The following is a 26815-nucleotide window of genomic DNA, read 5'->3' as shown; positions in this document are numbered from 1 at the left end:
AGCACGCGTCCCGCGTGCCCCGACCGTCTCGTCGGCTGCGCCGACGATCCACCTTCCCCTGCAGGGAAGGACCGAGCAGGAGCTTTCCCCCATGGACCCGATCGCCTGGCTCACCGACAACAAGATTCCGCTCGGGCGGGTGATCGGGGACGGGGTGGACTGGCTCAACGACCACGCCGCCTTCGTCTTCTACGCCATCTCCGACAGCCTCGGCTTCGTCATCGACGGCGTGACGGAGGCGCTCCTGTGGGCGCATCCGCTGGCGATCGTGGCTCTGTTCGGCGCCATCGCGTGGGCGATCCATCGCGACTGGAAGCTGCTGGCCCTCGTCGTCGTCTCCTTCCTGCTCGTGATCAACCTGGGCTACTGGGAGGAGACGATGGAAACGCTCTCCCTCGTCGTCTTCGCCACCGCTTTGTGCATGCTCATCGGCGTGCCGCTCGGCGTTGCGGCGGCGCATCGCGCCTGGCTCTACCAGGTGCTGCGGCCGATGCTCGACCTGACGCAGACGATCCCGACCTTCGTCTACCTGATCCCGACGCTGATCCTGTTCGGCCTCGGCGTCGTGCCGGGGCTGATCTCCACCGTCATCTTCGCCGTGGCCGCCCCCGTGCGCCTCACCTATCTCGGCGTCACCTCGACGCCGCGCGCGCTGATCGAAGCGGGCGAGAGCTTCGGCGCCTCGCGCCGCCAGATCCTGTGGAAGGTCGAGCTGCCGCACGCGCTCCCCACCATCATGGCAGGGCTCACGCAATGCATCATGCTCTCGCTCTCGATGGTGGTGATCGCCGCCCTCGTCGGCGCGGGCGGCCTCGGGCAGCCGGTCGTGCGCGCGCTCAACACCGTCAACATCGCCATGGGCTTCGAGGCCGGGCTCGCCATCGTGCTCCTCGCCGTCGTCCTCGACCGCCTGTGCAAGCAGCCGCAGAGGTCCACCCGATGACGACGAACGCGACGAGCCGCTCCATCGCCGTGCGCTTCGAGCATGTCGACCTCGTCTTCGGCGATCGGCAGCGGGAGGCGCTGGCGCTCCTCGACCGCGGCTGCGACCGCGAGACGATCCAGAAGGAGACCGGCGCCATCCTCGGCGTCGCCGACGCGAACCTCGAGGTCGCGGAGGGCGAGATCTCGGTGCTGATGGGGCTGTCCGGCTCCGGCAAGTCCTCGCTGCTGCGCTGCGTCAACGGGCTCAACCGGGTCTCGCGCGGGCGCGTTCTCGTCTCCTTCGACGGCGAGGAGATCGACGTCGCCAATCGCCGGCCGGCCGACCTCAAGCGCCTGCGCGGGCGCGGCGTCGCCATGGTCTTCCAGCAATTCGCGCTCCTGCCCTGGCGCACGGTGGCGCAGAACGTCGGCTTCGGGCTCGAGGTGAACGGGCGCTCCAAGGCCGAGATCGAGACGGTCGTCCACGAGAAGCTCGCGCTCGTCGGCCTCTCCGACTGGGCGGGCGCCTACGGGCACGAGCTCTCGGGCGGCATGCAGCAGCGCGTGGGTCTCGCGCGCGCCTTCGCCATGGACGCGCCGATCCTCTTGATGGACGAGCCGTTCTCGGCGCTCGACCCGCTCATCCGCTCGAAGCTGCAGGACGAGCTGGTGCAGCTGCAGAAGGAGCTGAAGAAGACCATCCTCTTCGTCTCCCACGACCTCGACGAGGCGATGAAGATCGGCGACCGCATCTCCATCATGGAAGGAGGGCGCATCGTCCAGACCGGCACGCCCGAGGACATCGCGCTCAACCCCGCCAACGCCTACGTGGCCGAGTTCGTCGCGCACATGAACCCCGTCAACGTGCTGCGCGGCCAGAGCCTGATGACGCCGCTCGAGGCGCTGACGCGGTTGCGCGACGGACGCATCGTCGGCGAGCCCGGCTCGGGCGTGACGCTGGAGCTCGGTCCCGACGGACGCGTCGTCGGCGCGCGTGTCGACGGGCGCGGGCCGGCGCCCGTGCGGATCTGGGAAGGCGAGGCGACGATGGCCGAGGCCGGGCCGGCCGACGCCGTCGTGGTGGTCTCGCCGGACGTGACCCTGCGCGAGGCGATCGAGATTCGCCGCCGCACGGGCGCGCTCCTCGTCGTCGCCAAGGACGGCCGCGCGATCGGGGTGCTGGGCGAGAAGGAACTCTACGACGGCGTGCTCGGCGCCACCGAGCGCGGGGAGCGCGGGGAGAGCGGGGACGAGGCGGCGAAGGCGGAGCCGAACGCGGCGTGAGCGGGGAGGGCGATCGCGGTTGACGTTGCGGCAGGGGTAATAATCCTTCTGAGGTTGCGTACGCTACCTGAGGCGGCATCCGACGTCCGTTTTCTAGTTGTATCGCACGGCGCGATCTGGCGATGTGCGGGGCATGCCCCGTCTCGCTCGATTCGCGCTCCTCGCCGCGCTCGCCGCCCTTCCCCTCGCTTCGACGGCCTTCGCGGCCGATGGCGACGTCCATCGCGGCGTCGCGCGCGTCGCCGATGGCGACACGCTCGATCTCGGCGGTGACCGCCGGATACGCCTCTTCGGCATCGACGCGCCGGAGCTAGACCAATCCTGCGAGCGCGCCGACGGTTCGCGCTGGGATTGCGGGCGCGCAGCGATGCGGCGCCTGGAGCAGCTGGCGGACGGGCGCACCATTCTCTGCGAGGAGGTGGATCGCGACCCCTACGAGCGCATCGTCGGCATCTGCCGGGCCGGGGATCGCGACCTGAACGGCACGCTCGTCTCCGAGGGGCTCGCCTTCGCCTATCGCGACTTCAGCGACCGCTACGTCGCGAACGAGCGGGCCGCCCGCGCATCGCGCGCCGGCATGTTCGCGGGCGAGGCGACGGCGCCCTGGGAGCATCGGGCCGCGCAGCGCGGAGCCGGGCGCACCGACCAGACCGCCAGCGTCGGGCCCGGCGGCTGCACCATCAAGGGCAACGTCTCGCGTTCGGGCCGGCGGCTCTACCACACGCAGGACAGCCCCGACTGGGAGCGCACGCGCATCGACGAGCGCGACGGCGAGCGCTGGTTCTGCTCGGAGGCCGAGGCGCGCGCCGCCGGCTGGCAGAAGGCGCATCGCTGAGCCGCTCTCTTCGACCGGCGAGCCTGCGACGCTTCGGAGCGGGCCGGAACCCTCGGCCCCGCCTCTCGTTCCCGTGGCCATTCGCAATTCACGGGAGAGAAGCCATGACCCGCTTGAAGCCCCTCGACCAGCAGACGGTCGTCGTCACCGGCGCGACGAGCGGGATCGGCCTCGTCACCGCCCGCCATCTCGCCCGCGCCGGCGCGAACCTCGTCATCGCCGCGCGCAATGCCGACGCGCTCGAAGGTGTCGCCCGCGAGCTGCGCGAGGAGGGCGCGCGGGTCGCGACCTGCGAGGCGGACGTCGGCGTCGAGCGCGACGTCGCCCGCATCGCCGATCAGGCGATCCGCACCTATGGCGGCTTCGACACCTGGATCAACAATGCCGGCATCGCCATCTACGGCCGCATCGACGAGGTCGACACGGCCGACATGCGCCGCCTGTTCGAGACGAATTTTTGGGGCACGGTCTATGGCTGCCTCGCCGCGGTGAAGCATTTCCGCGCCCGCGGCGGACCCGGCAAGATCATCAACATCGGCTCGGTACTGGGCGATCGCTCCATCCCGCTGCAGGGGCCGTACTCGTCCTCCAAGGCGGCGATCCGCGGCTTCACGGAGGCGCTGCGATCGGAGATGGACGCCATCGACGCGCCGGTCTCGATCACGCTGATCAAGCCGTCGGCGATCAACACGCCCTACAAGGAGCACGCCAAGAACTACCTCGACCACGCGCCGCAGAACCCGCCGCCGGTCTACGAGCCGGAGACCGTGGCACACGCCGTCCTCCATTCGTGCGAGCACGACGTGCGCGATCTCGTCGTGGGCGGCGGCGGGCAGGCGATCTCCTGGGCCGCGGGGCTCGCGCCGCGCATGGCGGATCGGGTGATGGGCAAGATCATGCCCGGCCTGCAGGAGAGCAGTGCGCCGCGGGCGCCGCGCAACGCCTCGAGCCTCTACCGGCCGATGCGCGACGGCGATGAGCGCTCGTCCTACCCCTATCCCACGCTCAAGCACTCCGCCTATACCCAGGCGTTGATGCATCCGGGCCTCGCCACCGCCGCGGCGGTGGCGGCGGGCGCGGGCATCGCGGCGCTCGTCTATGCGCGCAGCGATCGCGGAGGGCCGATCGAGCGCTCCCCCTCGGGCCGCTTCGCGCGCCCGACACCGCGGGCGGCGGTGCACAAGCGCTAACCTGCGCTGACGCGTCAGCGCAGCCAGGCGGCGTAGCGCGGCTCGACGGCGCGCATGTCCTCGTAGAGCCAAACCATGCGATCGAGGAACCACAGCTTGCCGGCATAGACCAGAACGCCGCCGAGCAGCGTCGGCCACGGGTCGAGCGCCCAGAGGCCGTAGGCGAGGAAGGGTATGCCCGCTGCCGAGACGGCGGTGAGCCGGTGCGCCATGACGGCGTGGTGCGCCGGCACCGGCACGTCCCTTCGGGCGAGGAGCACGCGCTCGCCGAACGTCGCCTTCGAGGCCCAATTGTCGGTCGAGCGCGGGCGCGGCGTGAGGCGCGGGTTCACCCACACCAGGAACGCGACGAGCGCCAGCACGGCGAGCGCCCACCAGCCGATCCACGCCCGCGACCAGATCGCGAGGACGACGAGCGGCAGGCCGAGGATCATGCGCGAATAGACGCTGATCGGGTGCGCGTGGCGCTCCCACGCGGCCTCGTCCATGGTCATCAGGCGCTCCGACGCCCTGAACAGATCCATCTCGCGCTCCGTGGCGGCTTCGACACGCCGCGCAGGACGTCACGGCCGGGCGCCGTGCGCAAGCCGCTTGACGGGAGCGTACGTCTCCGCCTATTAGTTCAAGGTCTCTTGAATCATCGAAACGTCCTCATGCTCGAATCCCACGCGATCGCCGCCTTCGCCGCCCTTTCGCAGGAGACGCGCCTGCGCGTCGTGCGCCTGCTCGTGCGGTCGGGGGAAGCCGGGATGGCGGCGGGCGCCATCGGGGAGGCGGTGGGCGCCTCGGCGTCGAACCTGTCCTTCCACCTCTCCCATCTCGAGCGTGCGGGCCTCGTCGAGAGCCGCCGCGAGAGCCGCTCGATCGTCTACCGGGCGAAGGTCGACGGGCTGGCCGGTCTCGTGCGCTTCCTCCTCGAGGAGTGCTGCGACGGCCGCCCGGAGATCTGCGCCCCCCTCCTCGGGAGCCTTCCCATGCCGAACCGGGTGTACGACGTCCTCTTCCTCTGCTCGGGCAACAGCGCCCGTTCCATCCTGGCCGAGAGCATCCTGCGCAAGGAGGGCGAGGGACGCTTTCGCGTCCACTCCGCCGGATCGAGGCCCAAGGGCTTCGTCGAGCCGCTGGCGCTCAAGGTGCTCGAGGCGCTCGACTATCCCACCGAGGGCTTGCGCTCGAAGGACTGGCGCGAGTTCGCCGAGCCCGGCGCGCCGCAGCTCGACTTCGTCTTCACCGTCTGCGACGCCGCCGCGGGCGAGCCCTGCCCGGTCTGGCCGGGACAGCCGATGACGGCGCATTGGGGCATCGAGGATCCCGCCGCGGTGGAAGGCGCGCCCTTCGAGCGCGAACGGGCCTTCGGCCAGGCCTTCCGCTACCTGAAGAATCGCATCGGCGTCTTCACGAGCCTGCCCATCGCGAGCCTCGACCGCCTCGCGCTCTCGAAGAAGCTCGACGAGATCGGCACGATCGAGGGCGCCTCGACGGGCGCCGTCGTGCCGTTTGAGCGCGCGAGCGCCTGACCATGTCCGTCTTCGAGCGCTGGCTCACGCTCTGGGTCGCCCTGTGCATCGTCGTCGGCATCGCGGCGGGCCGGCTCGTGCCCGGCTTCTTCCAGGCGCTCGGCGGCATGGAGGTAGCGCAGGTGAACCTGCCGGTCGCCGGGCTCGTCTGGCTGATGATCTTCCCCATGCTGGTGAAGATCGATTTCGGCGCGCTCGGCGAGGTGCGCCGGCAATGGCGCGGCATCGGCGTGACGCTTCTCGTGAACTGGGGGATCAAGCCGTTCTCGATGGCGGTGCTGGGCTGGATCTTCATCGGCTGGCTCTTCCGCCCGCTGCTGCCTGCGGATCAGATCGAGAGCTACATCGCGGGGCTCATCCTGCTCGGCGCCGCGCCGTGCACGGCCATGGTGTTCGTCTGGTCGAACCTCTGCCGGGGCGAGCCGCGCTTCACGATCACGCAGGTCGCGCTCAACGACGTGGTGATGGTCTTCGCCTTCGCGCCCATCGTCGCGGTGCTGCTCGGGCTCTCGGCGATCGTCGTGCCGTGGGAGACGCTGCTCCTCTCCGTCGTGATCTACATCGTCGTGCCGGTGATCGCGGCCTATCTCGTGCGTCGGCGAATCCTGGGAAGCGGCGGGGAGGCGGCACTCGCGAGCGTGCTGGCCCGGCTGCAGCCCGTCTCCATCGTCGCGCTGCTCGCGACCCTGGTTCTGCTCTTCGGCTACCAGGGCGACCAGATCGTCGACCAGCCCCTCGTCATCGCGCTGCTCGCGGTGCCGATCCTCATCCAGGCGTACCTCACCTTCGGCCTCGGCTACCTGCTCAATCGCGTTCTCGGCGAGAGCCATGCCGTGGCCGGCCCTTCCGCGCTCATCGGCGCCTCGAACTTCTTCGAGCTCGCCGTCGCCACCGCCATCGCGCTGTTCGGCTTCTCCTCGGGCGCGGCTCTCGCGACCGTCGTCGGCGTCCTCATCGAGGTGCCGGTGATGCTCTCCCTCGTCGCCGTCGTGAACCGCTCGCGCGGCTGGTACGAGCGCGCCGGCTCCGTGCGCGGCGCCGCCGCCCGGCGCGACCAGACCTCGAAAGGATCTCTCCCATGACGCTGCGCGTCGGCATCAACGGGCTCGGCCGCATCGGCCGCCTGGCGCTCCGCGCCGCTCTCGGCGCCGCCGAGCGGCCCGACGACGATCCCCGCCGGGAGAACCGGCTCGACGTCGTCGCCGTCAACGAGATCAAGGGCTCCGCCTCGGCGCTCGCGCATCTCGTCGAGTTCGATTCGGTCCAGGGCCGCTGGCGCGCGCCGATCCGCGCGGAGGGGGAGGCCGCCATCGCCATCGGCGAGCGTCGGCTCGCCTTCTCGCAGCATCGCGCGCCCGGGGACATCCCGTGGGGCGATCTCGGGGTCGACGTCGTGATCGAGGCGACGGGCAAGTTCCTCACGCCCGACATGCTCGAGGGGCACCTCGACCGCGGCGCCAAGCGCGTCGTCGTCGCCGCGCCCGTGAAGGACGCCTCCGTTCTCAACGTCGTCATGGGCGTGAACGAGCACCTCTACGATCCAGATCGCCACCGGATCGTCACCGCCGCCTCCTGCACCACGAACTGCCTCGCCCCGGTGGTGAAGGTCGTGCACGAGAATATCGGCATAAGGCACGGGCAGATCACGACGATCCACGATCCGACGAACACCAACGTCGTCCACGACGCCGTCCACAAGGACCTGCGGCGCGCGCGCTCGGCCATGCTCTCGCTGCAGCCGACGACGACGGGCAGCGCCACGGCCATCGCGCTCATCTATCCCGAGCTGAAGGGCAAGCTGAACGGCCACGCCGTGCGCGCGCCCGTCCTCAACGCGTCGCTGACCGATTGCGTCTTCGAGCTCGCCCGCGAGACGACGGCGCAAGAGGTCAATAGCCTCTTCGCCGAGGCCGCGGCCGGCCCGCTCGCGGGCATCCTCGGCTACGAGGAGCGCCCCCTCGTCTCGGCGGACTACGCCCGCGACACGCGCTCCTCCATCGTCGACGCGCCGTCCACCATGGTCACCGACGGCACGCTGCTCAAGGTCTACGCCTGGTACGACAACGAGATGGGCTATTCCTGCCGGATGGTCGACCTCGTCTCGCACATGGCGCGCGTGGGGATCTGACCATGACGACGGGAGCGCGCAACTACGCCATCGTCACGGCGAGCTATTGGGGCTTCACGCTCACCGACGGCGCCCTGCGAATGCTGGTGCTGCTGTATTTCTTCGGGCTCGGCTACTCGCCCTTCACGCTCGCGTTCCTGTTCCTGCTCTACGAGGCGGCGGGGATCGGCGCCAACATGATCGGCGGCTGGCTCGCGACGCGCTTCGGCATCACGCGGATGCTCAGCGTGGGGCTCGCGACGCAGATCACGGGCTTCCTCGTCCTGTCCGGCGTCTCGCCGGACTGGGCGGCGGCGCTTTCGGTGGCGTGGGTCGTCGTCGCCCAGGGCGTGTGCGGCGTCGCCAAGGACCTGACGAAGACGGCCTCCAAGAGCGCCATCAAGGTCGCGGAGGCGCAGGCCCGCAAGGAGGCGGGCGAGAGCCGGTTGTTCCGCTGGGTCGCGTTCTTCACGGGCTCCAAGAACGCCATGAAGGGCTTGGGCTTCTTCCTCGGCGGCCTGCTGCTTCAGACGCTCGGCTTCCAGCTCGCGCTCTGGGCGATGGCCGGCGCGCTCGCGATCGTGCTCGTCTGCGTCGTCCTGGCGCTTCCCCGCGACATGGGCCGTGCGAAGGCGTCGAAGAGCGCGAAGGAGCTGTTCGCCAAGTCGCGCGGCGTGAACCTGCTCGCGGCGGCGCGGGTGGCGCTGTTCGGCGCGCGGGACGTCTGGTTCGTCGTGGGCGTTCCGGTCTTCCTCTATGCGCAGGGTTGGACCTTCACGATGGTCGGCGGCTTCCTCGCCGCCTGGACCATCGGCTACGGGGCGGTGCAGGCGGCGGCGCCCGCGCTCGTGAAGCGCAGCGCCGACGGGCTGAGCACGGAGGTCGACGGCGCGCGCGCCTGGTCCTTCGGCCTCGCTGCCGTGCCGGCGCTGATCGCGGCGGCGCTCGCCGCCGGCGTGGGGCGGCCGGACCTCGTCCTCGTGGGCGGGCTCGCGATCTTCGGCGTCGCGTTCGCGGTGAATTCCTCCGTCCACTCCTACCTCATCCTCGCCTATGCGGGCTCGGAGAAGGCGGCGGAGGACGTGGGCTTCTACTACGCCGCGAACGCGGCCGGGCGCTTCACCGGCACGCTGCTCTCGGGGCTCCTCTACCAGGCCGGCGGCATCCTCGCCTGCCTTCTCGGCTCGGCGATCATGCTGGCGCTCTGCTTCGCGATCACGCTGGCGCTGCCGCGCGGGGCAACGGCGCGGGCGGCCGCCTGAGGCGCGACGGAACCCCCGCCGACGCGCGTCATTCCCCTCCGGTCACGTTCAGACCGGAGGCCCGATGTCCCGCATATCATCCATCGCACTGGCGCTCGCCGCTCTCGTTCTCGCTCCGGCCGCGCTCTCCGCGCAGGAGAGCGAGCGCGGAGACATGGACGCTACCGGCAGCGTCGGCGCCGCGATCGACCAGCCGACGCCCGCCCAGCTGCGGCGCCTGCGCGGCGAGGAGGACGGCGCGTCCGGCGAGCTGCCGCCGCCGGAGGCGCTCGACCCCGGCATCGACATCCTCGCCCCCGCCCCAGACGAATTCCAGGAGCCCTGATCATGGCCGACACGAGCCGCGACCGCCCCAACCTCAAGGACGAGGACGTCAGCCGCCTGCGCAATCGTCAGCGCGACGAAAACGCGCCCGTCGGCGACGGCGGGCCGGAGGGCAACCTCACGCAGCAGGCGGTCTGGGACGATCCCGGCGGCGAGGCGCACGCCTACCGGGCCGCGACGTCCGGCGCCGGCGGCGACGCGTCCACACACGGCGAGCTCACCGCTCGCGAGACGCCCGAGACCACCCGCCGCCTGTCGACGGGGGAGACGCCGGAGGATCGCAAGGAGGCCGATCGCGACGCGCGCGAGGCGACCGACAGGCTCGGGCAGACGCGCCGCTGAGCGTCGAGACGCTCCTGATCTAGACGCAGTGAACGAGCGTCCGGCGCACCGCCGGCGCTCGCGACACCGGCTCGAACTGGCCGGTCTCCGGATCGCGCACGTGGAGCCGCCCTGAGGCGATGCCGAAATAGGCGCCATGCAGCGCGAGACGCCCGCGCTCGACGAGCAGGCGCACGCACGGGAACGTCATCAGGTTCCTGAGCGACAGTTCGACGGAGGCGAATTCCAGGCGCGTGCGGTAGGAATCCTCGTCGCCGGGGACGCGCGGCCCGAGGCTCTCGGCGGCGGGCGCGATCTGGCTCATCCACCGCCCGATGAAGTCGCCCGGCGAAAGCGGGGAGGACTCGTCCGCGAAGGCGCGGATGCCGCCGCAGCGGGCGTGGCCGAGGACCACGATGTGCTTCACCTTCAGCGCCTGCACGCCGAACTCGAGCGCGGCGGAGGTGCCGTGCTGCGTGTCCCCGTGCGGCTCGTAGGCGGGCACGAGGTTCGCCACGTTGCGCACGACGAGCAGCTCGCCCGGCGCGGCGTTGAAGATCACCTCCGGCGAGACCCGGCTGTCGACGCAGCCGATCACCATGATCTCGGGGCTCTGGCCGGTCTCGGCGAGGTCCGCGTAGCGGGCCCGCTCGTCCATGAAGCGGCCCTGCAGAAAGTCGCGATAGCCTTCGACGAGCCTGTCCGGGATCATGCTGCGCTCCCCGCTGCAGCGGGCTCGAGCCGCCCGCACGACGATCGCCCGCGCCTCGGCGCCGCGATCGTCCGTACAACGGGTGTAGAATCGGGGAGTTCGACAGGCAAGCTATGGAGATTTCCGTAAGCCGTACGGCGGGTGCAGAGCCGAGCCCGCGCCCGAGCCTCACCAGCTGCGGCGCTCGCCGTCGTCGATGTGGATGAGGCCCGAGCGGTAGAGCTTGAGCCCGCCGACCGCGGGATGATCCCGCAGGTAGGAGAGGACGCGGCGGCTGCCGCCGGCGACGCGGAAGTCGATGGCGCGGCAGGAGAGGTGCATGGAGCGCGGCGCGCCGCCGGCGCGGCGATTGTGGCGCGCGCTGCGATGGGTCGACATGATCCGCACCTCGCCGAAGCGCTCCGCCACCTCGGCCACGACACGGGTGAGATCGCCCGGCAGGCAGCGCGTCGGCGCGCTGGCACGCACCCAGATGGCGCCGGCCTCGATCTGCGCGGCGAAGCCGCCGAGCGTGCGCGGGATGGAGCCCGTGGTCTCCACGTCCAGCCCGGTGTCCAGCTCTTCGGCGGGCTTGAGCGTGGCGTAGACGTTGGAGAGCCCCGTATCGCCCGTCGGCATGGGCGCCGGCGCCGGGCCGGCCTCGGCGTCCGCCGCTGCCGCTTCCTCGGCGTCTTCGCTGTCTACCGTCTCGGGATCCGCTTCGTCCGGGCTCGTCGCATCGGCCGCGGTCTCGGGCTTGATCGTCGCGTAGACGTGGGAGAGGCCCTCGGCTCGCGCGTCGGAGGACGGGGCGCCGAGGGTGCCCGCGAGGACCGCGAGAGCGAGGAGGGAGACGGGCGGTGCCACGAGCAGGGCGCGCGCGAGCGCGCGCCTGCGACGGGGGAGGGTGCATCGCATGCGGACGGCGTCCTTGTGGGGGCGCCCCCGAGAGCCGGGGCGCGGCCTTCGCGGCCGTTATTCCGATCGCGGCGAGACGTGCGGCGGGATCGAAGCGCCCCGCTCGGCCGTTTCGCCGATGACGAGACCTGAGAAACCGGCCAAGGGAGGCCAAAAGATGACGACACGCAGGGTTTGGATCGTCGCGTGGGCGATCGTCGCCCTCTGGTCGCTCGCGGCTTTGCTGGGCTACGGCGCCGTCGACCTCGTGGGCGGCTTCGCGGTGAATCGCGCCGACCTCGCCGCGCGCGATCCCGAGCAGGTGGCGTGGATCGCCTGGTTCTTCGATACGATCCGCGATCTCGGCCTCTTCGCCATCGTGGCGATCTGGCTCGTGGTCGGCGCCATCGTGCTCGGCATCGCCGCGCTCGTCGCGAAGGCGACGGGAGACCGCGAGCGCTTCACCGATGCGAGGAGATGAACTGGCGGAAGCGCTCGCTCTCGGGGTCGGCGAACATGGCCTGCGGTTCGCCCTCGCATTCGACGACGCCCTGGTGGAGGAACATCACGCGGTTGGAGACGTCGCGGGCGAAGCCCATCTCGTGGGTGACGACGAGCATGGTGCGGCCCTCCTCGGCGAGGGAGCGCATGACGCGCAGCACCTCGCCGACGAGCTCGGGGTCGAGCGCGGAGGTCGGCTCGTCGAAGAGCATGACGCGTGGGCGCATGGCGAGCGCGCGGGCGATGGCGGCGCGCTGCTGCTGGCCGCCGGAGAGGTGGGAGGGGTAGTGGCCGGCCTTGTCGGCGATGCCCACCTTTTCGAGGAGCGCCATGCCCTCCTCCCGCGCCTCCACCTTGTCGCGCTTCTGCACGTGGATCGGCGCCTCGACGACGTTCTCCAGGATGGTCATGTGGGACCAGAGATTGAAGCTCTGGAAGACCATGGCGACCTGGGAGCGGATGCGGTCCACCTGGTGCGGGTCCGCCGGCTGCATGCCGCGGCGGGTCTTGCGCATGAGGATCGTCTCGCCGCCGATCGTCACGACGCCGCCGTCGGGGATCTCGAGCATGTTGATGCAGCGCAGCATCGTCGACTTGCCCGAGCCGGAGGCGCCGAGGATCGAGATCACGTCGCCCTCCCGCGCCGTCAGCGAGACGCCCTTGAGTACCTCGAGCGCACCGAAGCTCTTGCGCAGGTCCTGAACGGCGACGGCGGCGTCTGTCATGGGCTCTCGCTCTGGGGAAGGTACGGGGACGGGCGCGGCCATCGGGTCACGCCCCTCGCGCATGGGCGGGCTCGGGCTTCATCGGCGCCTCCGCGGTGGGCGGCTGGCGCAGGTGCGGGGACAGGCGCCATTCGATCATCAGGATCGCGCGGGTGACGACGAAGTTGATGAAGAGATAGATCGCGCCCGCCACGACGAACACCTCGACCGCCCGGAAGCTCTGGGCGATGAGGCGGTGGGCGAGGCCCGTCACCTCCATCAGCGTGATGACGGAGGCGAGCGAGGTCGCCTTCACCATCAGGATGATCTCGTTGCCGTAGGCCGGCAGCGCCTGGCGGATGGCGATGGGCAGCGTGATGCGCCGGAAGCGCATCGCCCGCGACATGCCGCAGGCCTTGGCCGCCTCGATCTGCCCGTGGGGCACCGACAGCAGGCCGCCGCGGAAGATCTCGGCGGCGTAGGCGGCGGTGTTGAGCGTCAGCGCGAAGACCGCGCAATAGAACGGCTCGCGGAAGAACCACCACAGGCCGAGATCCTGCAGCGCCGGGCGGAACTGGCCGAGCCCGTAATAGATCAGGAAGATCTGCACGAGGAGCGGCGTGCCGCGGAAGACGAAGATGTAGCCCTGCGCCGTCCAGTCGAGCACGGCGACGTTCGACAGGCGCATCGTCGCGAGCAGCAGCGCGAAGACGGCGCCGATGGCGAGCGACAGGGCCGCGAGCTCGAGGAGCAGCGGCACGCCCTCGATCAGCGTCGTGAAGGTGGACCACAGGAAGGCGAGATCCATCAGCCCGCCCTCCGGACGCCGCGCATGCTGCGCTCTTCCGCCTTCTGGAAGGCGATCGTGGATATCGTGGTGAGCGCCAGATAGAGGATCGCCGCCGCGAGGAAGAAGTAGAACGGCTGGCGGGTCGAGCCGGCGCCGATCTGCGCCTGGCGCAGGAGCTCGACGAGCCCGATGACCGAGATGAGCGCCGATTCCTTCAGCGCCAGCTGCCAGACGTTGCCGAGGCCCGGGATCGCGTAGCGCAGCACCTGCGGCACGACGATGCGCCGGAACATGAGCGCGCGGCTCATGCCAACCGACTTCGCCGCCTCCAACTCGCCCTTGGAGAGCGAGAGATAGGCGCCGCGGAAGACCTCCGCCTGGTAGGCGCCGTTGACGACGCCGATGGCGAGCGCGCCGGTGACGAAGACCGGCAGGCCGATGAAGCCGTCGTAGCCGAGCATGCGCCCGACATTGGTGAGCGCCAGCGATCCGCCGAAATAGAACAGGTAGATGACGAGGAGGTCGGGGATGCCGCGCAGCACCGTGGTGTAGAAGTCTCCGATCGCCGCGGCGATGCGGTTTCGCGAAAGCTTCGCCGCGGCGGCGAGCGAGCCGAGCACCGAGCCCACGAGGAAGCCGCAGATCGCGACGGCGAGCGTCACTCCCGCGGCGAGGAGGAGCGCGGCCCCCCAGCCGCGCTCGCCGAACCCGATGATCTCGAAGAAGCCGATCGGCGTCATGTCGTCCCGTCGCGCCCCCGTGACCGGGGGCGCGTCCTCGTGCGGGTCACTCGGCGGGCGTCACGTCGACGCCGAACCACTTCACGGCGAGCTCGGCGGCGGTGCCGTCCGCCATCGCCTCGTCGATCGCGGCGCTGAACATGGCGGCGAGGTCCTCGTCGCCCTGGCGCACGCCCACTGCGACGCCGCGGCCCAGGATGCCGCCGCGCATGCCCGTGCCGACGATCTGCATGTCGGCGAATTCCGGCTTCTGCTGCGTCGCCTTGAGCGCCGAATGCGCGGCGAAGATGCCGTCGAGGCGCCCGGCCGTGAGGTCGAGGTCGTGCTGCTCGGTGGAGCCGTACTCGCGGATCTCGATGACGTCGTCGAGGTATTCGCGCAGGAAGTTCGAGTTCGTGGTCGAGCCCTGCACGCCGATGACCTTGCCCTCGAGGATGGGCTTCCAAGCCTCGATCGTGGCCGCGACCTGATCCGGATCGTCGTCGAGGGAGAGCGGCGCGTCGGCGGTCTCGAGCTCGAGCAGCGGCGAGCCGGCCATGGCGGCGAAGCCGTGGGGCGTGCCCGCATACGAGCGCGAGAACGAGATCACCTCCTCGCGCTGGTCGGTGATGTTCATGCCCGCCATGATCGCGTCGTACTGCCCGGCTTGGAGCGCGGGGATGATGCCCGCCCAGTCCTGCTGCACGATCTCGCAGGTGACCTCCATGCGCTCGCACAGGTCGCGGGCGAGCTCGATCTCGAAACCGTCGAGCGTGCCGTCCGGGTTCGAGAAGTTCCACGGCGCGTAGGCGCCTTCGGTGGCGATGCGGACCGTCTCCCACTCGCTCTGGGCGGTCGCGTCCTGCGGCGCGAGGGACAGCGCCAGCACGGCGCCGACGACCCCGAGCCCGAGGGCTTTTGCGATGGACATGTTCTTCGTTCCCCTCTGGAGGGATCCGGCATGGGCGGATCGCCTGTCCACCGGGCGCTCTGCGTCGCCCGTTGCTGCCTACCTAACAGGCAGGGTGCACGAGCTGGCAAGCACTACTTTTTTGCGACGGCGGAGGCAAACGGCCTGCGAGACGGGCAGATGCAAATGAAAGGTGGCGGAGCGAGCCGCTCCGCCACCTCGCTTCGGCTCCGGAGAGCGCGATCACGAATCCCGCGGCTCACATGGCCGGCGTGAGATCCGTGCCGAACCACTTCTCCGACAGCTCCTTGATGGTGCCGTCGGCCGCCGCGGCCGCGATCGCCTCGTTGAAGCGCGTGCGCAGCTCCTCGTCCTCCTGGCGCAGGCCGACGCCCACGCCGCGGCCGAGGATGCCGCCGACGTAGCCGGGGCCGACGATGGAGAACTCGCCCTGGAACTCGGGCTTCTCCATCGTGGCGCGCAGCGTCGGCGCGTCCGCCAGCACGGCGTCGATGCGGCCGGCCTGGAGGTCGAGGTCGTGCTGCTCGGTGGTGCCGTACTCGCGGATCTCGGCGACGTCGGCCAGATGCTCGCGGGCGAAGTTGGCGTGGGTGGTCGAGCCCTGGACGCCGATCACCTTGCCCTCGAGCAGAGGCTTCACCTCCTCGAGCGCCGCCATGGCGGCTTCGGTGTTGGTGTCGAGGTTGAAGCGCTCGCCGGTGCCCGGCATGTCGGCGAGATCCGAGCCGTTGGGCACGAGGAAGCCGTTGGGCGAAAGCGTGTAGGGACCCGCGAAGGAGATCACCTCCTCACGCTCGGCGGTGATCGACATGCCCGCCATGATGGCATCGTAGCGCCCGGCGGTGAGGCCTGGGATGATGCCGTTCCAATCCTGCGCGATGATCTCGCAATCGGCTTCCATGCGCTCGCACAGGTCGCGGGCGAGCTCGATCTCGAAGCCGTCGAGCGTGCCGTCGGGGTTCGAGAAGTTCCAGGGCGCGTAGGCGCCCTCGGTGGCGATGGTCACCTGTTCCTGGGCGGTCGCGGCGCCGATCGCGAAGGCCGAGGCGGCGATGGCGAGGCCGAGCGTCTTCATGAAGCGCATGTGTCGTTCTTCCCTCGTTCGTTCTGGTTTCGCGCCCCGTTCGGGCGCGGGCGGGCCCCCTCGGCCCGCTTCTGGCGCAACTCAAGCCGCTCACGCGCCCGCGGTCAATCGCGTAGAGACGGGGCAAGGCTCATCAGCGACAAAATCTCCAGCAGCATCTGCCCGGCGACGTGGGCCGTGTTCGTCGTCGCGTCGTATTGCGGCGCGACCTCGACGACGTCTCCCCCGACGATGTCGAGCCCCGCGCAGCCCCGCATGAGCGCGAGCACCTCGCGGGGCGTGAGCCCGCCCACCTCGGGCGTGCCCGTACCGGGCGCGAAGGCGGGGTCGATGGAATCGATGTCGAAGGAGAGGTAGGTCGGCCCCTCGCCCACGACCTCGTGGATGCGCTCGACGATCGCCGGGATGCCGAGCGTGTCGACCTCCTCGGCGTGGATCATGGTCATGCCACTCTCGGTGGAAAACTCCCAGAGCCAGTCGGCCGACCCACGAATGCCGATCTGGATCGTCCGCTCCGGGTCGAGGACGCCGTCGAGCACCGCCTGCCGGAAGGGACCGCCATGGTGGAACTTGGTGTCCTCGTACGGGCCCGACGTGTCCGCGTGGGCGTCGATGTGGATCATGCCGACTGGCCGGCCGGCGCCCACCGCCTTCAGGATCGGCAGGGAGATCGAGTGGTCGCCGCCGACCGCGAGCGTGCGCACGCCGGCTTCGACGACGCGGCGGGCATAGGCCTCGATGTCGGCATGGCAGCGCTCGAGCGAGAAGCGGCTCTCCATCGCCACGTCGCCGACGTCGGCCACCCGCAGGGTGTAGGTCGGCAACGCGCGGAGCACGTGCTCGTAGGGCCCGATCCGCTCGATCCCGCGCACGGCGCGCGGGCCGAAGCGCGTGCCCGAGCGGTTGGTGACGCCCAGATCCATCGGCACGCCGAAGATCGCCACGTCGAGCCCGGAGAAGCCTTCCTCCAGCGCCTGCGGGCGATAGGGCGCCCCGAGAAAGGTCGCGACGTCGGCGAAGGGCCAGCGCCGGCGCTCGCCGTCGCGGAACTGGGTGTCCGCAACCGCCTTGAAGGCGGGATCGTGGATGTCCCCGCCCTTGGCCTGCCCGTAGCGCGCCCTCAGGCGTGCGAGCTTGTCCGCGTCCATGGCGCTCCCCGTCGTCGTTCCCCGCCGCCGGCCGCGGCGGTCCGACCGGGATCAAAGCACCGGGGAGGGCGGTGGGGAAGGGTGGCGGGAACGAAGGAGCGCCGCCGAGAGAACTCCACCGCCGTCTTGGCTCTACAGAAGCACGATGCCGCCGTCGATGGCCGGCGCCACGCCGACGACGTTCTCCGGGCTCTCGGCGAAATCGGCCAGCACCTGTGCCTGGCTGCGCGCGCCGGTATTCAGCTCGTTCGTCCAGAAGGCGACGCCGCCGGCCTCTCCCTCCCGCCCGAGGACGTTCTGGTAGAGCCGCCCGACGAATTGGGCGCTGGTGGGGTTCGCACCGTAGATCGACTGGAATTCCGCGGACGCCACGAAGCCGGCGGCGATGTCGATCAGCGAGGTTCCGCCATCGGCGCGATCGATCCAGAACTTCAGCCCGTCGTTGTCGGGCGTTCGATCGAAGGCGGCCTGATAGACACGATAGGCGGAACCGGCGTTCTCGCCCGCACCCGTGTCGAACGCGAGCGTCCGGACGAACGCACCCTGGCCGTCGATGAACTGAACACGCTCGACAGAACCGGCTTCCACGGAAAAGGGGCGGGCCGCCGTGGGATTCGTGATCGTCAGCGTATCGTCCGGGCGAGAGAGGACCTGGAACTGCCCGATCTGCGCGCCCATCGTCTCGAAGCGGATGGCCACGCTGTCGACACCCGCGCCGCCGTTGAACGTGTGCACGCCATGAGCGACATGGACCGCGTTGTTGGCCGCGCTTCCCGTCGTCGAAGAGTTCACCCCGTCGATGAGGAAGAAGACCGGCAGCGCGGACGAATTGAAGGCGACGGTCTCGCCGTTCGTGCGGTTCAAGACTGCGACGCCGGTGTTGAAGTCCATCGTCTGGAGGGTGGCAGTCGAGGTCAAGCTGCTTGAGAAGCCCGCGGCCGTCAGCGGGCCGCCGATCACGGTGTTGGTCAGGAAGCCGTCCCGGATCGTCGCGAGCGCGAGCGACGAGACGCCGGAGAAATCGATGGTCTTCGGAAAGCTGCCGAAGCTGCTGAAGAAGATGGTCTCCCGGCTTCCGAAGAAGGTGAAGGTCTCGACGCCTAAGACCTCCCATGTGACGCCGGCCAGATGGCTGACGTCGGCGACGAACTGGTCGTTCCCGCTCCCGGCATTGACGGAGAAGTTGCTGAGGCCGACCGTCGTTCGAAACACGTCGTTCCCTGGTGTTCCGTTGACCTGGCCGTTGAAAATCGTGATATCCGCCATCCGAGCCCCCGCGACACTGAGAGAAATCCTCTCTAGAGTGTATCACTCTCCAGGGGGCACTGCGGGCTGTCAATTGGAATCGCCGGCTTCCAAGAGGCAATCGACCTTGGTCGGCGCGCGGCGATTGCCGGCAATACACTATCAGAAGTCGCTGTTTTCCGACGGGCCAGAGAATTGTCGACCCGTCTTCGGCACACTCTTGCAGTCCGCTTTCTCGACCACGACCGACCCTATTCCGCTCCGGCGCGGTGCCGTGCCCGGCCCGGCGAGGTGGGGTCTCTAGCTAGCCACTTAGGGCTTGCCACGGCGCGCGAGGCGCTGATATGGAGGTGGCCCGCGACGGAGACGCCGCGGACGAGGCCTCGTGGCGGAGTGGTTACGCAGAGGACTGCAAATCCTTGCACCCCGGTTCGATTCCGGGCGAGGCCTCCAAAATCTCATCCCGACAATCTGGTTCGATCGCAGGCGTCTGGAACGAGCGCGAGCTCGTCGCGGCCCGATCACGCCACCGACCGCGACGCCTCGCGCAGGGTGCGCGTCGCGTCGGCGACGAGGGCGGCGGAGCGGGCCATCTCCTCGACGCCGGCGATGACGCTCGCGACGTCGGCGGCGGCGTCCTGCATGCTCGACGAGATCTCCTGGGTCACCGAGGTCTGCTCCTCGATGGCGCTGGCGATCCCGGACGAGACCTGGTTCATCCGCTCGATGGTACGGCCGATCTCGCCGATGGCGGTCACGGCCTTGCCGGTGGCGACCTGAGTCTGCGCGATCTGGCCGCTGATCTCGTCGGTGGCGTTGGCGGTCTGCTGGGCGAGGCTCTTCACCTCCGCCGCGACGACCGCGAATCCCTTGCCCGATTCGCCCGCGCGCGCGGCCTCGATCGTGGCGTTGAGCGCGAGGAGATTCGTCTGGCCCGCGATGGAGCGGATCAGCTCCACCACCTCGCCGATGCGCGAGGCGGAGGCGTCGAGCTCGGCGATGATGCCGTCCGTCGCCTTGGACTGGGTGACGGCCTCGGTCGAGATCTCGAAGGAGCGTGCGACCTGCTGGCTGATCTCGCCCACCGACGAGGCGAGCTCCTCCGCCGCAGAGGCGACGGACTGGACGTTCGCCGAGACCTGTCCGGACGTGGTCACCGAGGCCTCCGCCGTGGCGCGGGTGCGCTCCGCCGCCTCGGCGATTCGCCCGACGTCGGAATCGATGGCCTTCACCGCCTCGCGACGGCGCTCACGCTCCTGCACCTGGGCTGTGACGTCGGTGGCGAACTTCACCACCTTCACCGGCTTGCCCGTGCGGTCGAAGACCGGATTGTAGGAGGCCATGATGTGGACGACGCGCCCGCCCTTGGCGATGCGGCGGTACTCGGCGGAGCGGTACTCGCCCCGGGCGAGAACGGCCCAGAACTCCGCGTAATCCGCGCTCTTCGCATAGGCGGCATCGACGAAAATGCGATGGTGGCGCCCCACGATCTCCGCGTCGGTGTAGCCCATCACCGAGAGGAAGTTCTCGTTGGCGTCCAGGATCGTGCCGTCGAGGGCGAAGGTGATCACCGCGTGCGAGCGGTTGATGGCGTCGAGCTGGCTCTGCGCGTCGCGGGCGCGGGCGACGACGTCGGTGACGTCGGCGCCGGTGACGACGACACGCTCCAGCGCGCCCGATTTCGTGCGGACGGGAACGAAGGTCGCCGAAAGCCACGCCTCGCGCCCGTCGCGGGTGCGGATCGACACCTCGCGGGCGCTCGTCTCGCCGCGGCGCAGGGAGGCGAAGAGATCCGTCTCCCCGGCAGCGGCGGAGAGGTCGAGGATGTCGGCCAGCGTTCGGCCGACGACGTCCGCGGGCGTGCGGCCGCTGGCGGTGAGCAGGGTCTGGCTGGCGGAGAGGATCCTGCCGCTCTCGTCGAGCACGAACAGATGCGGGGTGGCGCCGCGGTCGCCGGTGGCCCGGCCGCGCATCGAGAAGAGCTTCATAGATTGTCCGTTTCGTCTCTAGTGGATGCGCGAAGCCTGGACCCGTATCCTTCCACGGACGTAAACACGGTAGCGGAATTTGACATCTAATAGTGTCAATTAATTCCAATCCGGCGCGATCACGATCGAACCGGAACCAAATCGGCGAGGATCGTCCCGGGCCCCCCGGAGAGGCGGGATGCGGGGTCTCGCGGACCCGCCGCGCGCGCCCTCGCGCTTGCCTTTCGCCGACCGATCCATCAAAAGCTCGACGTCCCCGAGACGCCGACCCGACGATGCTTGCGTGATCCGAGAGGCTTCGATGATCGATTTCGCCCGCGTGCGCCGCATGATGGTGGACCACCAGCTGCGCACCTACGACATCACCGATCTCGGCATCCTCTCGGCCATGAACGACATCCCGCGCGAGGACTTCGCGCCCGAGGAGGCGAGGGCGCTCGCCTATTCGGACCAGAGCCTGCCCGTGGCGCGCACCCAGGACGGCGGGCGCTGGCTCCTGCCGCCCATGATCTTCGGGCGTCTCCTGCAGAACCTGCGCCTCGTCGCCGGCGAGCGCGCGCTCGTGGTGGCGAGCGGGCTCGGCTACGAGGCGGTCGCGATGCGACGGCTCGGCGCTACGGTGACGGTGCTCGAGTCGGACGAGGCGGTGGCCGCGCGCCTGCGCGAGCTCCTCGCTGCGCACGGGGCGGGGGACGTCGAGGTGGTCGTGGGGCCGATCGAGAACGGCTGCGCCGGGCACGGGCCCTTCGACGTGATCCTCCTGAACGGCGCCGCCCAGAAGCGTCCGCAGGCGCTGCTCGAATGCCTCGCCGAGGATGGGCGGCTCGGCGCCATCGTCGGCGACGGCAGCCGCACGAGCCGCGCCACGATCTTCGTGCGCTCCGGCGACACCTTCGGGTCGCGCGCCATCTTCGACGCGGCGGCGCCGGTGCTGGCCCCGTTCCGCGAGGAGCCGGGCTTCGTCTTCTGACGGCGGCCGACCGACTGACTTTTGCTAAGACCCGCTGAGAAAAGCGGTTTCCGGCCGCGGCCGAATCGTGGTTTTGGGGCAACGGATGGCGAGGAAATGGCCGAGGCGGGGCGATGAGCATTGCTCGGAAGCGTCCCGGCCGTATTCTTGCGCAGCACCGTGCTCAGTATGAACGCCCGAGTCGCAGGGACGCCGAACCGTTCCCGTCGTCGGGCCAGGACAGGGAAGAGTTGATGTCGCGCGCCAGGTCCGTCCGTTGGAACGCAGCGCTGATCGCAGCGGCGCTCGGCCTGTCGGCGGCGTATCCCGCCGCGGCGCTCGCAGAGACGCTCGAATCCGCGCTCTCGCGCGCCTACATCGCGAGCCCGATCATCAACGGCGAGCGCGCGAGCGTGCGCGCCACGGACGAGAACGTGCCCCGTGCGCTCTCCGGCTATCGCCCCCGCATCAGCGCCAGCGCCGACATCGGCCGTACCTGGAGCGAGCGCGAGCTGCGCGGCATCTCCTCCGAGAGCGCGCTGACTCCTCGCGGCATCGGCCTGCAGATCAACCAGACGATCTACAACGGCGGCCGCACGGCCGCCTCCGTGCGCCAGGCCGAGAGCCAGGTCTTCGCCGCGCGCCAGAACCTCGAGGCCTCCGTCCAGGACGTGCTGTTCCAGGCGGCGCAGGCCTACATGAACGTCCTGCGCGACACGGCGATCCTCAACCTGCAGCGCAACAACATCGACGTTCTGGGCGAGCAGCTGCGCCAGACGCAGGACCGATTCGACGTGGGCGAGGTGACCCGCACCGACGTCGCTCAGTCCGAGGCGCGCGTCGCGGCCGCCCGCTCTCAGGTCAGCCTCGCGGAGGCGAACCTGCGCTCGAGCATCGCGATCTACCGCCGCATCGTCGGCGTCGATCCACGCCAGCTGCAGCCGGGCAGCATCCCCGCGCGCCTGATCCCGCGCTCGGTCGAGGCCGCGGTCGAGATCGGGCTTTCGCAGAATCCCAACATCACCGCCGCGCGTCACGCGCTCGACGCCGCGCAGGCGCAGGTCCGACTGATCGAGGGCGAGCTCCTGCCGACGCTCGGCGTCCAGGGTGCGGTGAACCATCGCTACGATTCCTCGATCTCCGGCGACCGGACCACGTCCGCGCAGATCGTGGCGCGCCTCGACGTGCCGCTCTACCAGGGCGGCGAGGTCTCGGCGCGCGTGCGTCAGGCCAAGGAGATCGCGTCGCAGCGTCGCTTCGACGTCGATCTCGTCCGCGAGCAGGTCCGCGCCGCGATCATCGCCGCCTGGGGCCAGCTCGACGCGTCGACGGCGCAGATCGAGGCCGCGCAGGCCCAGGTCTCCGCCGCCGAGACGGCGCTTTCGGGCGTGCGCGAGGAGGCCCGGGTCGGCCAGCGCACGACGCTCGACGTGCTCAACGCCCAGCAGGAATTGCTGAACGCGCGCGTGAACCTGATCACGGCGCAGCGCGATCGCGTGGTGGCGGGCTACGCCCTCGTACAGGCGATGGGGAGGCTCACGCCGACCCAGCTCGCGCTCGGTGTCGAGATCTACGACGCCAGCGTCCATTTCGAGCAGGTCGACGGGCTCTGGTACGGCACGCAGACGCCGTCCGGCCAGTGACGCCGCGGGCGGCGCGACCCGACGTTTCGCCGTGGACGACGCACATTGCGCTTTGCGCCGTTCCGACAAGCCGCGTTAAGCTTTCGTTGACCATACGGGTCGATCCTCGTTCCGTGTGGAATCGCGATCGATGAGTGCCAGATGAGCCCGGCCAGCCCGAAGAGCGCCAAGTCCGAAGAGCCGACTATGGAGGAGATCCTCGCCTCCATCCGCCGGATCATCGCCGACGACCAGGCGTCGAGCGCGCCGGAGGAGGAGCCGGAGGAGGACGAGGTCGCCGACGACGGCGGCCCGAACTCGCAGGCCTCCATCGACGACATGTTCGGCGACGACGCCGAGGAGGAGCCCGAGCCGGAACCCGAGCCGGAGCCGGAGGACGAGGAGGAGGAAGTCCTCGACCTCGGCCAGGTGGCGGAGCCGGTGGCCAAGGTGGCGCGCGAGCCGTCCCCCCTCGACCTCGAGCACGAGGACATCGACTTTCGCCACAACGAGCTCTCGGGCAAGCCCGACTTCGATGCGCTCCCCGAGCCGGAGCCCGAGCCCGAGCCGGAGATCGACGCTTTCGAGGAGCCCGAGCCCGTCTTCGAGGAGCCGGCGCCCTATGTTCCGCCGCCGATGCCCGAGCCCCCGCGCCGGCGCATGGTCGACGAGGAGCGCCTCCTCTCGGAAGCCACGGATTCGGCCGTGGGCAACCATTTCAACATGCTCGCCCACGCCGTCCTCTCCAACCAGGGCCGGACGCTCGAGGATCTCGTCAAGGAGATGCTGCGACCGATGCTGAAGGACTGGCTCGACGACAACCTGCCGAGCATCGTCGAGCGCCTCGTGCGCGCCGAGATCGAGCGCGTATCCCGCGGCCGCTGAGCGCGCACGCGGGATCCCGGGCGGCAGGGTCCGCCCGGCATTTTCCTCGACCCGTTGACTTGCGCGCCGGGCTCCGGTTTCTAGCCGGAGCCTTTCCGGCGCGCTTTTTCGTTTGCACGAGATACGATCGGCCGACCTCATGATGGACAAGACGTTCGACCACGCCGCCGTCGAGGGGCGTATCGCACAGGTTTGGGAGGACGCGGGCGCGTTCCGCGCCGGCCGCCCCGAGCGGACGGACGCGAAGCCCTACACCATCATGATCCCGCCGCCGAACGTGACGGGCTCGCTCCACATGGGCCACGCGCTCAACAACACGCTCCAGGACGTGCTCTGCCGCTTCGAGCGCATGCGCGGGCGCGACGTGCTCTGGCAGCCGGGCATGGACCACGCCGGCATCGCCACGCAGATGGTGGTCGAGCGCAAGCTCGCCGCCGATGGCCGGCCGTCCCGGCGCGAGATGGGCCGCGAGGCGTTCCTCGAGGAGGTCTGGGCCTGGAAGGAGGAGAGCGGCGGCGCCATCGTCAACCAGCTCAAGCGGCTGGGCGCGTCCTGCGACTGGTCGCGCGAGCGCTTCACCATGGACGAGGGCCTGTCGAAGGCCGTGCTGAAGGTCTTCGTCGAGCTCTACCGCCAGGGCCTGCTCTACAAGGACAAGCGCCTCGTCAACTGGGACCCGAAGTTCCAGACCGCGATCTCGGATCTCGAGGTCCAGCAGGTCGAGACCAAGGGCAACCTCTGGCACTTCCGCTACCCCATCGAGGGCGAAGGGGGCCGCTTCATCACGGTCGCGACGACGCGGCCCGAGACCATGCTGGGCGACACCGCCGTCGCGGTCCATCCGGAGGACGAGCGCTATGCCGATCTCGTCGGCAAGTTCGCGATCCTGCCGCTGGTCGGCCGGCGCATCCCCATCGTCGCCGACGAGTACTCGGACCCGGAGAAGGGCACCGGCGCGGTGAAGATCACGCCGGCGCACGACTTCAACGACTTCGAGGTCGGCAAGCGCAATAACCTGCGCATCGTCAACGTCTTCGACCGATCGGCTCACGTGGCGATCGCGGAGAACGAGGACTTCCTCGTAAACGCCGCGCCCGAGCCCGAGACCATGGCGCTGCACGGCCTCGACCGCTTCGAGGCCCGCAAGCGCGTCGTCGAGATGATGGAGGCGCGCGAGCTCCTCGCCGAGATCACGCCCAACGTCCACGCGGTTCCGCACGGAGACCGCTCCGGCGTCGTCGTCGAGCCCTACCTCACGGACCAGTGGTTCGTGAACGTGAAGCCGCTCGCCGAGCGCGCGCTCGGCGCGGTGAAGGACGGGCGCACGCGCTTCGTGCCGGAGAACTGGGAGAAGACCTACTTCCAATGGCTCGAGAACATCGAGCCGTGGTGCGTCTCGCGCCAGCTCTGGTGGGGCCACCAGATCCCCGCCTGGTACGACGAGGAGGGCAACGTCTACGTCGCCTACGACGAGGCGGAGGCGCAGGCCCAAGCCCGCGAGAAGCACGGCCACGATGTCGCGCTCACCCGCGACGAGGACGTCCTCGACACCTGGTTCTCCTCCGCGCTCTGGCCGTTCTCGACGCTCGGCTGGCCCGACGAGACGCCGGAGGTCGCGCGCTACTACCCGACGAACACGCTCGTCACCGGCTTCGACATCATCTTCTTCTGGGTCGCCCGGATGATGATGGCCGGCCTGCACTTCATGGACGAGGTGCCCTTCGACACGGTCTACATCCACGCCCTCGTCCGTGACGAGAAGGGCGCCAAGATGTCGAAGTCCAAGGGCAACGTCATCGACCCGTTGAGCCTCGTCGACCAGTTCGGCGCGGACGCTCTGCGCTTCACCCTCGTCGCCATGGCGGCGCAGGGCCGCGACATCAAGCTCGCCGTCTCCCGGGTCGAGGGCTACCGCAACTTCTCGACCAAGATCTGGAACGCCGCCCGCTTCGCCGAGATGAACGGCTGCGTGCGCGTCGCCGGCTACGATCCGAAGGCCGTGACCCAGCCGCTCAACGTCTGGGCGCTCTCCGAATGCGCCCGCGCCTTCGCGGACGTCACGGAGGCGCTGGAAGCCTTCCGCTTCAACGACGCCGCCGCGGCCGCCTATCGCTTCACCTGGAACGTGTTCTGCGACTGGTATCTCGAGCTCTCCAAGCCCGTGCTCCAGGGCGAGGACGGGCCGGCGAAGGACGAGACGCGCGCCACCGCCGCCTTCCTGATCGATCAGCTCTGCAAGCTGCTCCACCCGTTCATGCCCTTCATCACGGAGGAGCTCTGGGCGGCCAAGGGTGCCGAGGGCCCGGCGCGCGACGAGCCCGTCCTCGCGCTCGCCGCCTGGCCGGACCACGCGGCTCTCCTCGACGAGGCGGCGGAGGCGGAGATCGGCTTCGTCGTCGACCTGATCTCCGAGATCCGCTCCGCCCGTTCCGAGACGGGCGTGCCCGGCTCGGCGCAGGTGCCGCTCGTCCTCGTGTCGCCCTCGGCGCAGACGAAGGCGCGGGTCGAGGCCTGGTCGGACATGATCCGCCGCCTCGCGCGCGCCTCCGAGATCACCGTCGCGGAGAGCGCGCCCAAGGCCTCGGCCTTCCTCGTCGTGCGCGGCGAGAGCGCGGCGCTGCCGCTCCAGGGCGTGGTCGACATCGCCGCAGAGCGCGCCCGCCTCGCCAAGGAGGACGGCAAGCTCGCCGGCGACGAGGCGAAGTCGCGGGCCAAGCTCGACAACCCCGCCTTTCTCGCCAACGCCAAGGAGGAGGTGGTCGAGGAGATGCGCGAGCGGCTCGACGAGACCCTGGCGCGCCGCGCGAAGATCGCGGAGGCGCTGGCGCGTCTGCAGGCGTGACGCATCCGGTCTGCGCATCCGCGCGCTGGTGGTGTTAACGTAGGTTACACCCGGG

General features: G+C 69.9%; 26 protein-coding genes, 1 tRNA gene and 1 pseudogene. 17 read left to right on the top strand and 11 right to left on the bottom strand.

The features are described 5' to 3' along the window. The first annotated feature begins 91 nt into the window (after positions 1-91). The 4 genes from choW to IEX89_RS16870 all read left to right on the top strand — a co-directional run bounded on the left by choW (position 92) and on the right by IEX89_RS16870 (position 4233). Positions 92-943 carry a choline ABC transporter permease subunit gene (gene choW / locus IEX89_RS16885; protein WP_188914419.1) on the top strand — a complete coding sequence of 284 codons (852 nt, stop codon included), beginning with the start codon at positions 92-94 and terminating at the stop codon, positions 941-943. After that, a complete protein-coding gene (choV, locus tag IEX89_RS16880; protein WP_188914418.1) occupies positions 940-2208 on the top strand; it encodes a choline ABC transporter ATP-binding protein in 1269 nt (422 codons plus the stop codon). The genes choW and choV overlap by 4 nt, the downstream gene beginning before the upstream one ends. 133 nt (positions 2209-2341) lie before the next feature. Further along, entirely contained in the window at positions 2342-3043 is a 702-nt protein-coding gene (locus IEX89_RS16875) for a thermonuclease family protein (RefSeq protein ID WP_188914417.1), read from the top strand. Between the two features lie 104 nt (positions 3044-3147). Then, positions 3148-4233 (top strand): SDR family oxidoreductase, encoded by a 1086-nt coding sequence (locus tag IEX89_RS16870; protein WP_188914416.1) that lies wholly within the window; start codon positions 3148-3150, stop codon positions 4231-4233. 14 nt (positions 4234-4247) lie between these two features. Here IEX89_RS16870 and IEX89_RS16865 read toward each other — a convergent pair whose 3' ends face one another. Beyond that, positions 4248-4757, bottom strand: a complete 510-nt coding sequence (locus tag IEX89_RS16865) for a DUF6653 family protein (RefSeq protein WP_188914415.1) — start codon at positions 4755-4757, stop codon at positions 4248-4250. A gap of 129 nt (positions 4758-4886) precedes the next feature. Between IEX89_RS16865 and IEX89_RS24465 the strand changes: the two are divergent. The 7 genes and pseudogenes from IEX89_RS24465 to IEX89_RS16835 form a co-directional block, all read left to right on the top strand. Continuing rightward, a pseudogene (locus IEX89_RS24465) lies at positions 4887-5120 on the top strand (ArsR/SmtB family transcription factor); the annotation flags it as partial. 87 nt (positions 5121-5207) lie between these two features. Further along, positions 5208-5750: an arsenate reductase ArsC gene (locus IEX89_RS24460; protein WP_244645541.1), complete on the top strand. Its 543-nt coding sequence runs from the start codon at positions 5208-5210 to the stop codon at positions 5748-5750. Positions 5751-5752: 2 nt separating this feature from the next. Beyond that, entirely contained in the window at positions 5753-6832 is a 1080-nt protein-coding gene (gene arsB, locus IEX89_RS16855) for an ACR3 family arsenite efflux transporter (protein ID WP_188914413.1), read from the top strand. Further along, the gene (locus IEX89_RS16850; RefSeq protein ID WP_210317655.1) at positions 6829-7878 is read left to right on the top strand and encodes an ArsJ-associated glyceraldehyde-3-phosphate dehydrogenase; all 1050 of its coding nucleotides are present in this window, start codon (positions 6829-6831) and stop codon (positions 7876-7878) included. Before arsB ends, IEX89_RS16850 begins: the two co-directional genes overlap by 4 nt. A 2-nt stretch (positions 7879-7880) precedes the next feature. Next, entirely contained in the window at positions 7881-9119 is a 1239-nt protein-coding gene (gene arsJ / locus IEX89_RS16845; protein ID WP_188914412.1) for an organoarsenical effux MFS transporter ArsJ, read from the top strand. 64 nt (positions 9120-9183) lie between these two features. After that, positions 9184-9444, top strand: a complete 261-nt coding sequence (locus IEX89_RS16840; protein ID WP_188914411.1) for a hypothetical protein — start codon at positions 9184-9186, stop codon at positions 9442-9444. Between the two features lie 2 nt (positions 9445-9446). Next, entirely contained in the window at positions 9447-9785 is a 339-nt protein-coding gene (locus IEX89_RS16835; protein WP_188914410.1) for a hypothetical protein, read from the top strand. Between the two features lie 19 nt (positions 9786-9804). Here the strand turns inward: IEX89_RS16835 and IEX89_RS16830 are convergent, their stop codons facing one another. Both IEX89_RS16830 and IEX89_RS16825 read right to left on the bottom strand, forming a co-directional pair. Further along, on the bottom strand, positions 9805-10476 hold the full coding sequence (locus IEX89_RS16830; RefSeq protein WP_188914409.1) for a carbonic anhydrase: 672 nt from the start codon (positions 10474-10476) through the stop codon (positions 9805-9807). Positions 10477-10644: 168 nt separating this feature from the next. Further along, entirely contained in the window at positions 10645-11373 is a 729-nt protein-coding gene (locus IEX89_RS16825) for a YcbK family protein (RefSeq protein WP_188914408.1), read from the bottom strand. A 157-nt stretch (positions 11374-11530) separates the two neighbouring features. Between IEX89_RS16825 and IEX89_RS16820 the strand changes: the two genes are divergently transcribed. Further along, positions 11531-11833: a hypothetical protein gene (locus IEX89_RS16820; protein WP_188914407.1), complete on the top strand. Its 303-nt coding sequence runs from the start codon at positions 11531-11533 to the stop codon at positions 11831-11833. On the opposite strand, the gene IEX89_RS16815 is transcribed toward IEX89_RS16820, so the two are convergent. The 7 genes from IEX89_RS16815 to IEX89_RS16785 all read right to left on the bottom strand — a co-directional run bounded on the left by IEX89_RS16815 (position 11814) and on the right by IEX89_RS16785 (position 18495). Then, on the bottom strand, positions 11814-12578 hold the full coding sequence (locus IEX89_RS16815) for an ABC transporter ATP-binding protein (RefSeq protein WP_188914406.1): 765 nt from the start codon (positions 12576-12578) through the stop codon (positions 11814-11816). The genes IEX89_RS16820 and IEX89_RS16815 overlap by 20 nt on opposite strands. A gap of 46 nt (positions 12579-12624) precedes the next feature. Then, a complete protein-coding gene (locus IEX89_RS16810) occupies positions 12625-13365 on the bottom strand; it encodes an ABC transporter permease (RefSeq protein WP_188914405.1) in 741 nt (246 codons plus the stop codon). Then, positions 13365-14087, bottom strand: a complete 723-nt coding sequence (locus tag IEX89_RS16805; RefSeq protein WP_188914404.1) for an ABC transporter permease — start codon at positions 14085-14087, stop codon at positions 13365-13367. Before IEX89_RS16805 ends, IEX89_RS16810 begins: the two co-directional genes overlap by 1 nt. A gap of 46 nt (positions 14088-14133) precedes the next feature. Next, positions 14134-14997, bottom strand: coding sequence for a transporter substrate-binding domain-containing protein (locus IEX89_RS16800; protein WP_188914403.1), 864 nt, complete (start codon positions 14995-14997; stop codon positions 14134-14136). A gap of 238 nt (positions 14998-15235) precedes the next feature. Continuing rightward, positions 15236-16081, bottom strand: coding sequence for a transporter substrate-binding domain-containing protein (locus tag IEX89_RS16795; protein WP_280513923.1), 846 nt, complete (start codon positions 16079-16081; stop codon positions 15236-15238). A 104-nt stretch (positions 16082-16185) separates the two neighbouring features. Beyond that, positions 16186-17229, bottom strand: coding sequence for an agmatinase (speB, locus tag IEX89_RS16790; RefSeq protein WP_188914402.1), 1044 nt, complete (start codon positions 17227-17229; stop codon positions 16186-16188). 132 nt (positions 17230-17361) lie between these two features. Continuing rightward, positions 17362-18495, bottom strand: coding sequence for a DUF4214 domain-containing protein (locus IEX89_RS16785; protein WP_188914401.1), 1134 nt, complete (start codon positions 18493-18495; stop codon positions 17362-17364). A 358-nt stretch (positions 18496-18853) separates the two neighbouring features. On the opposite strand from IEX89_RS16785, the gene IEX89_RS16780 reads away from it, so the two are divergent. After that, positions 18854-18927 (top strand) — tRNA-Cys (locus IEX89_RS16780). Positions 18928-18995: 68 nt separating this feature from the next. On the opposite strand, the gene IEX89_RS16775 is transcribed toward IEX89_RS16780, so the two are convergent. Further along, positions 18996-20462: a methyl-accepting chemotaxis protein gene (locus IEX89_RS16775; protein WP_188914400.1), complete on the bottom strand. Its 1467-nt coding sequence runs from the start codon at positions 20460-20462 to the stop codon at positions 18996-18998. Between the two features lie 301 nt (positions 20463-20763). Between IEX89_RS16775 and IEX89_RS16770 the strand changes: the two genes are divergently transcribed. The 4 genes from IEX89_RS16770 to IEX89_RS16755 all read left to right on the top strand — a co-directional run bounded on the left by IEX89_RS16770 (position 20764) and on the right by IEX89_RS16755 (position 26760). Continuing rightward, the gene (locus IEX89_RS16770) at positions 20764-21432 is read left to right on the top strand and encodes a protein-L-isoaspartate O-methyltransferase family protein (RefSeq protein ID WP_188914399.1); all 669 of its coding nucleotides are present in this window, start codon (positions 20764-20766) and stop codon (positions 21430-21432) included. A 233-nt stretch (positions 21433-21665) separates the two neighbouring features. Next, on the top strand, positions 21666-23054 hold the full coding sequence (locus tag IEX89_RS16765; RefSeq protein WP_188914398.1) for a TolC family outer membrane protein: 1389 nt from the start codon (positions 21666-21668) through the stop codon (positions 23052-23054). A gap of 141 nt (positions 23055-23195) precedes the next feature. Continuing rightward, entirely contained in the window at positions 23196-23918 is a 723-nt protein-coding gene (locus IEX89_RS16760; protein WP_188914397.1) for a PopZ family protein, read from the top strand. A gap of 139 nt (positions 23919-24057) precedes the next feature. Beyond that, the gene (locus tag IEX89_RS16755; protein WP_188914396.1) at positions 24058-26760 is read left to right on the top strand and encodes a valine--tRNA ligase; all 2703 of its coding nucleotides are present in this window, start codon (positions 24058-24060) and stop codon (positions 26758-26760) included. Positions 26761-26815: the final 55 nt, after the last annotated feature.

It is taken from the genome of Salinarimonas ramus (assembly GCF_014645695.1).
Classification (GTDB): Bacteria; Pseudomonadota; Alphaproteobacteria; order Rhizobiales; family Beijerinckiaceae; genus Salinarimonas; species Salinarimonas ramus.
The sequence above is the reverse complement of the archived record's forward strand: the minus strand, read 5'-3'. Positions and strand labels throughout refer to the sequence as shown.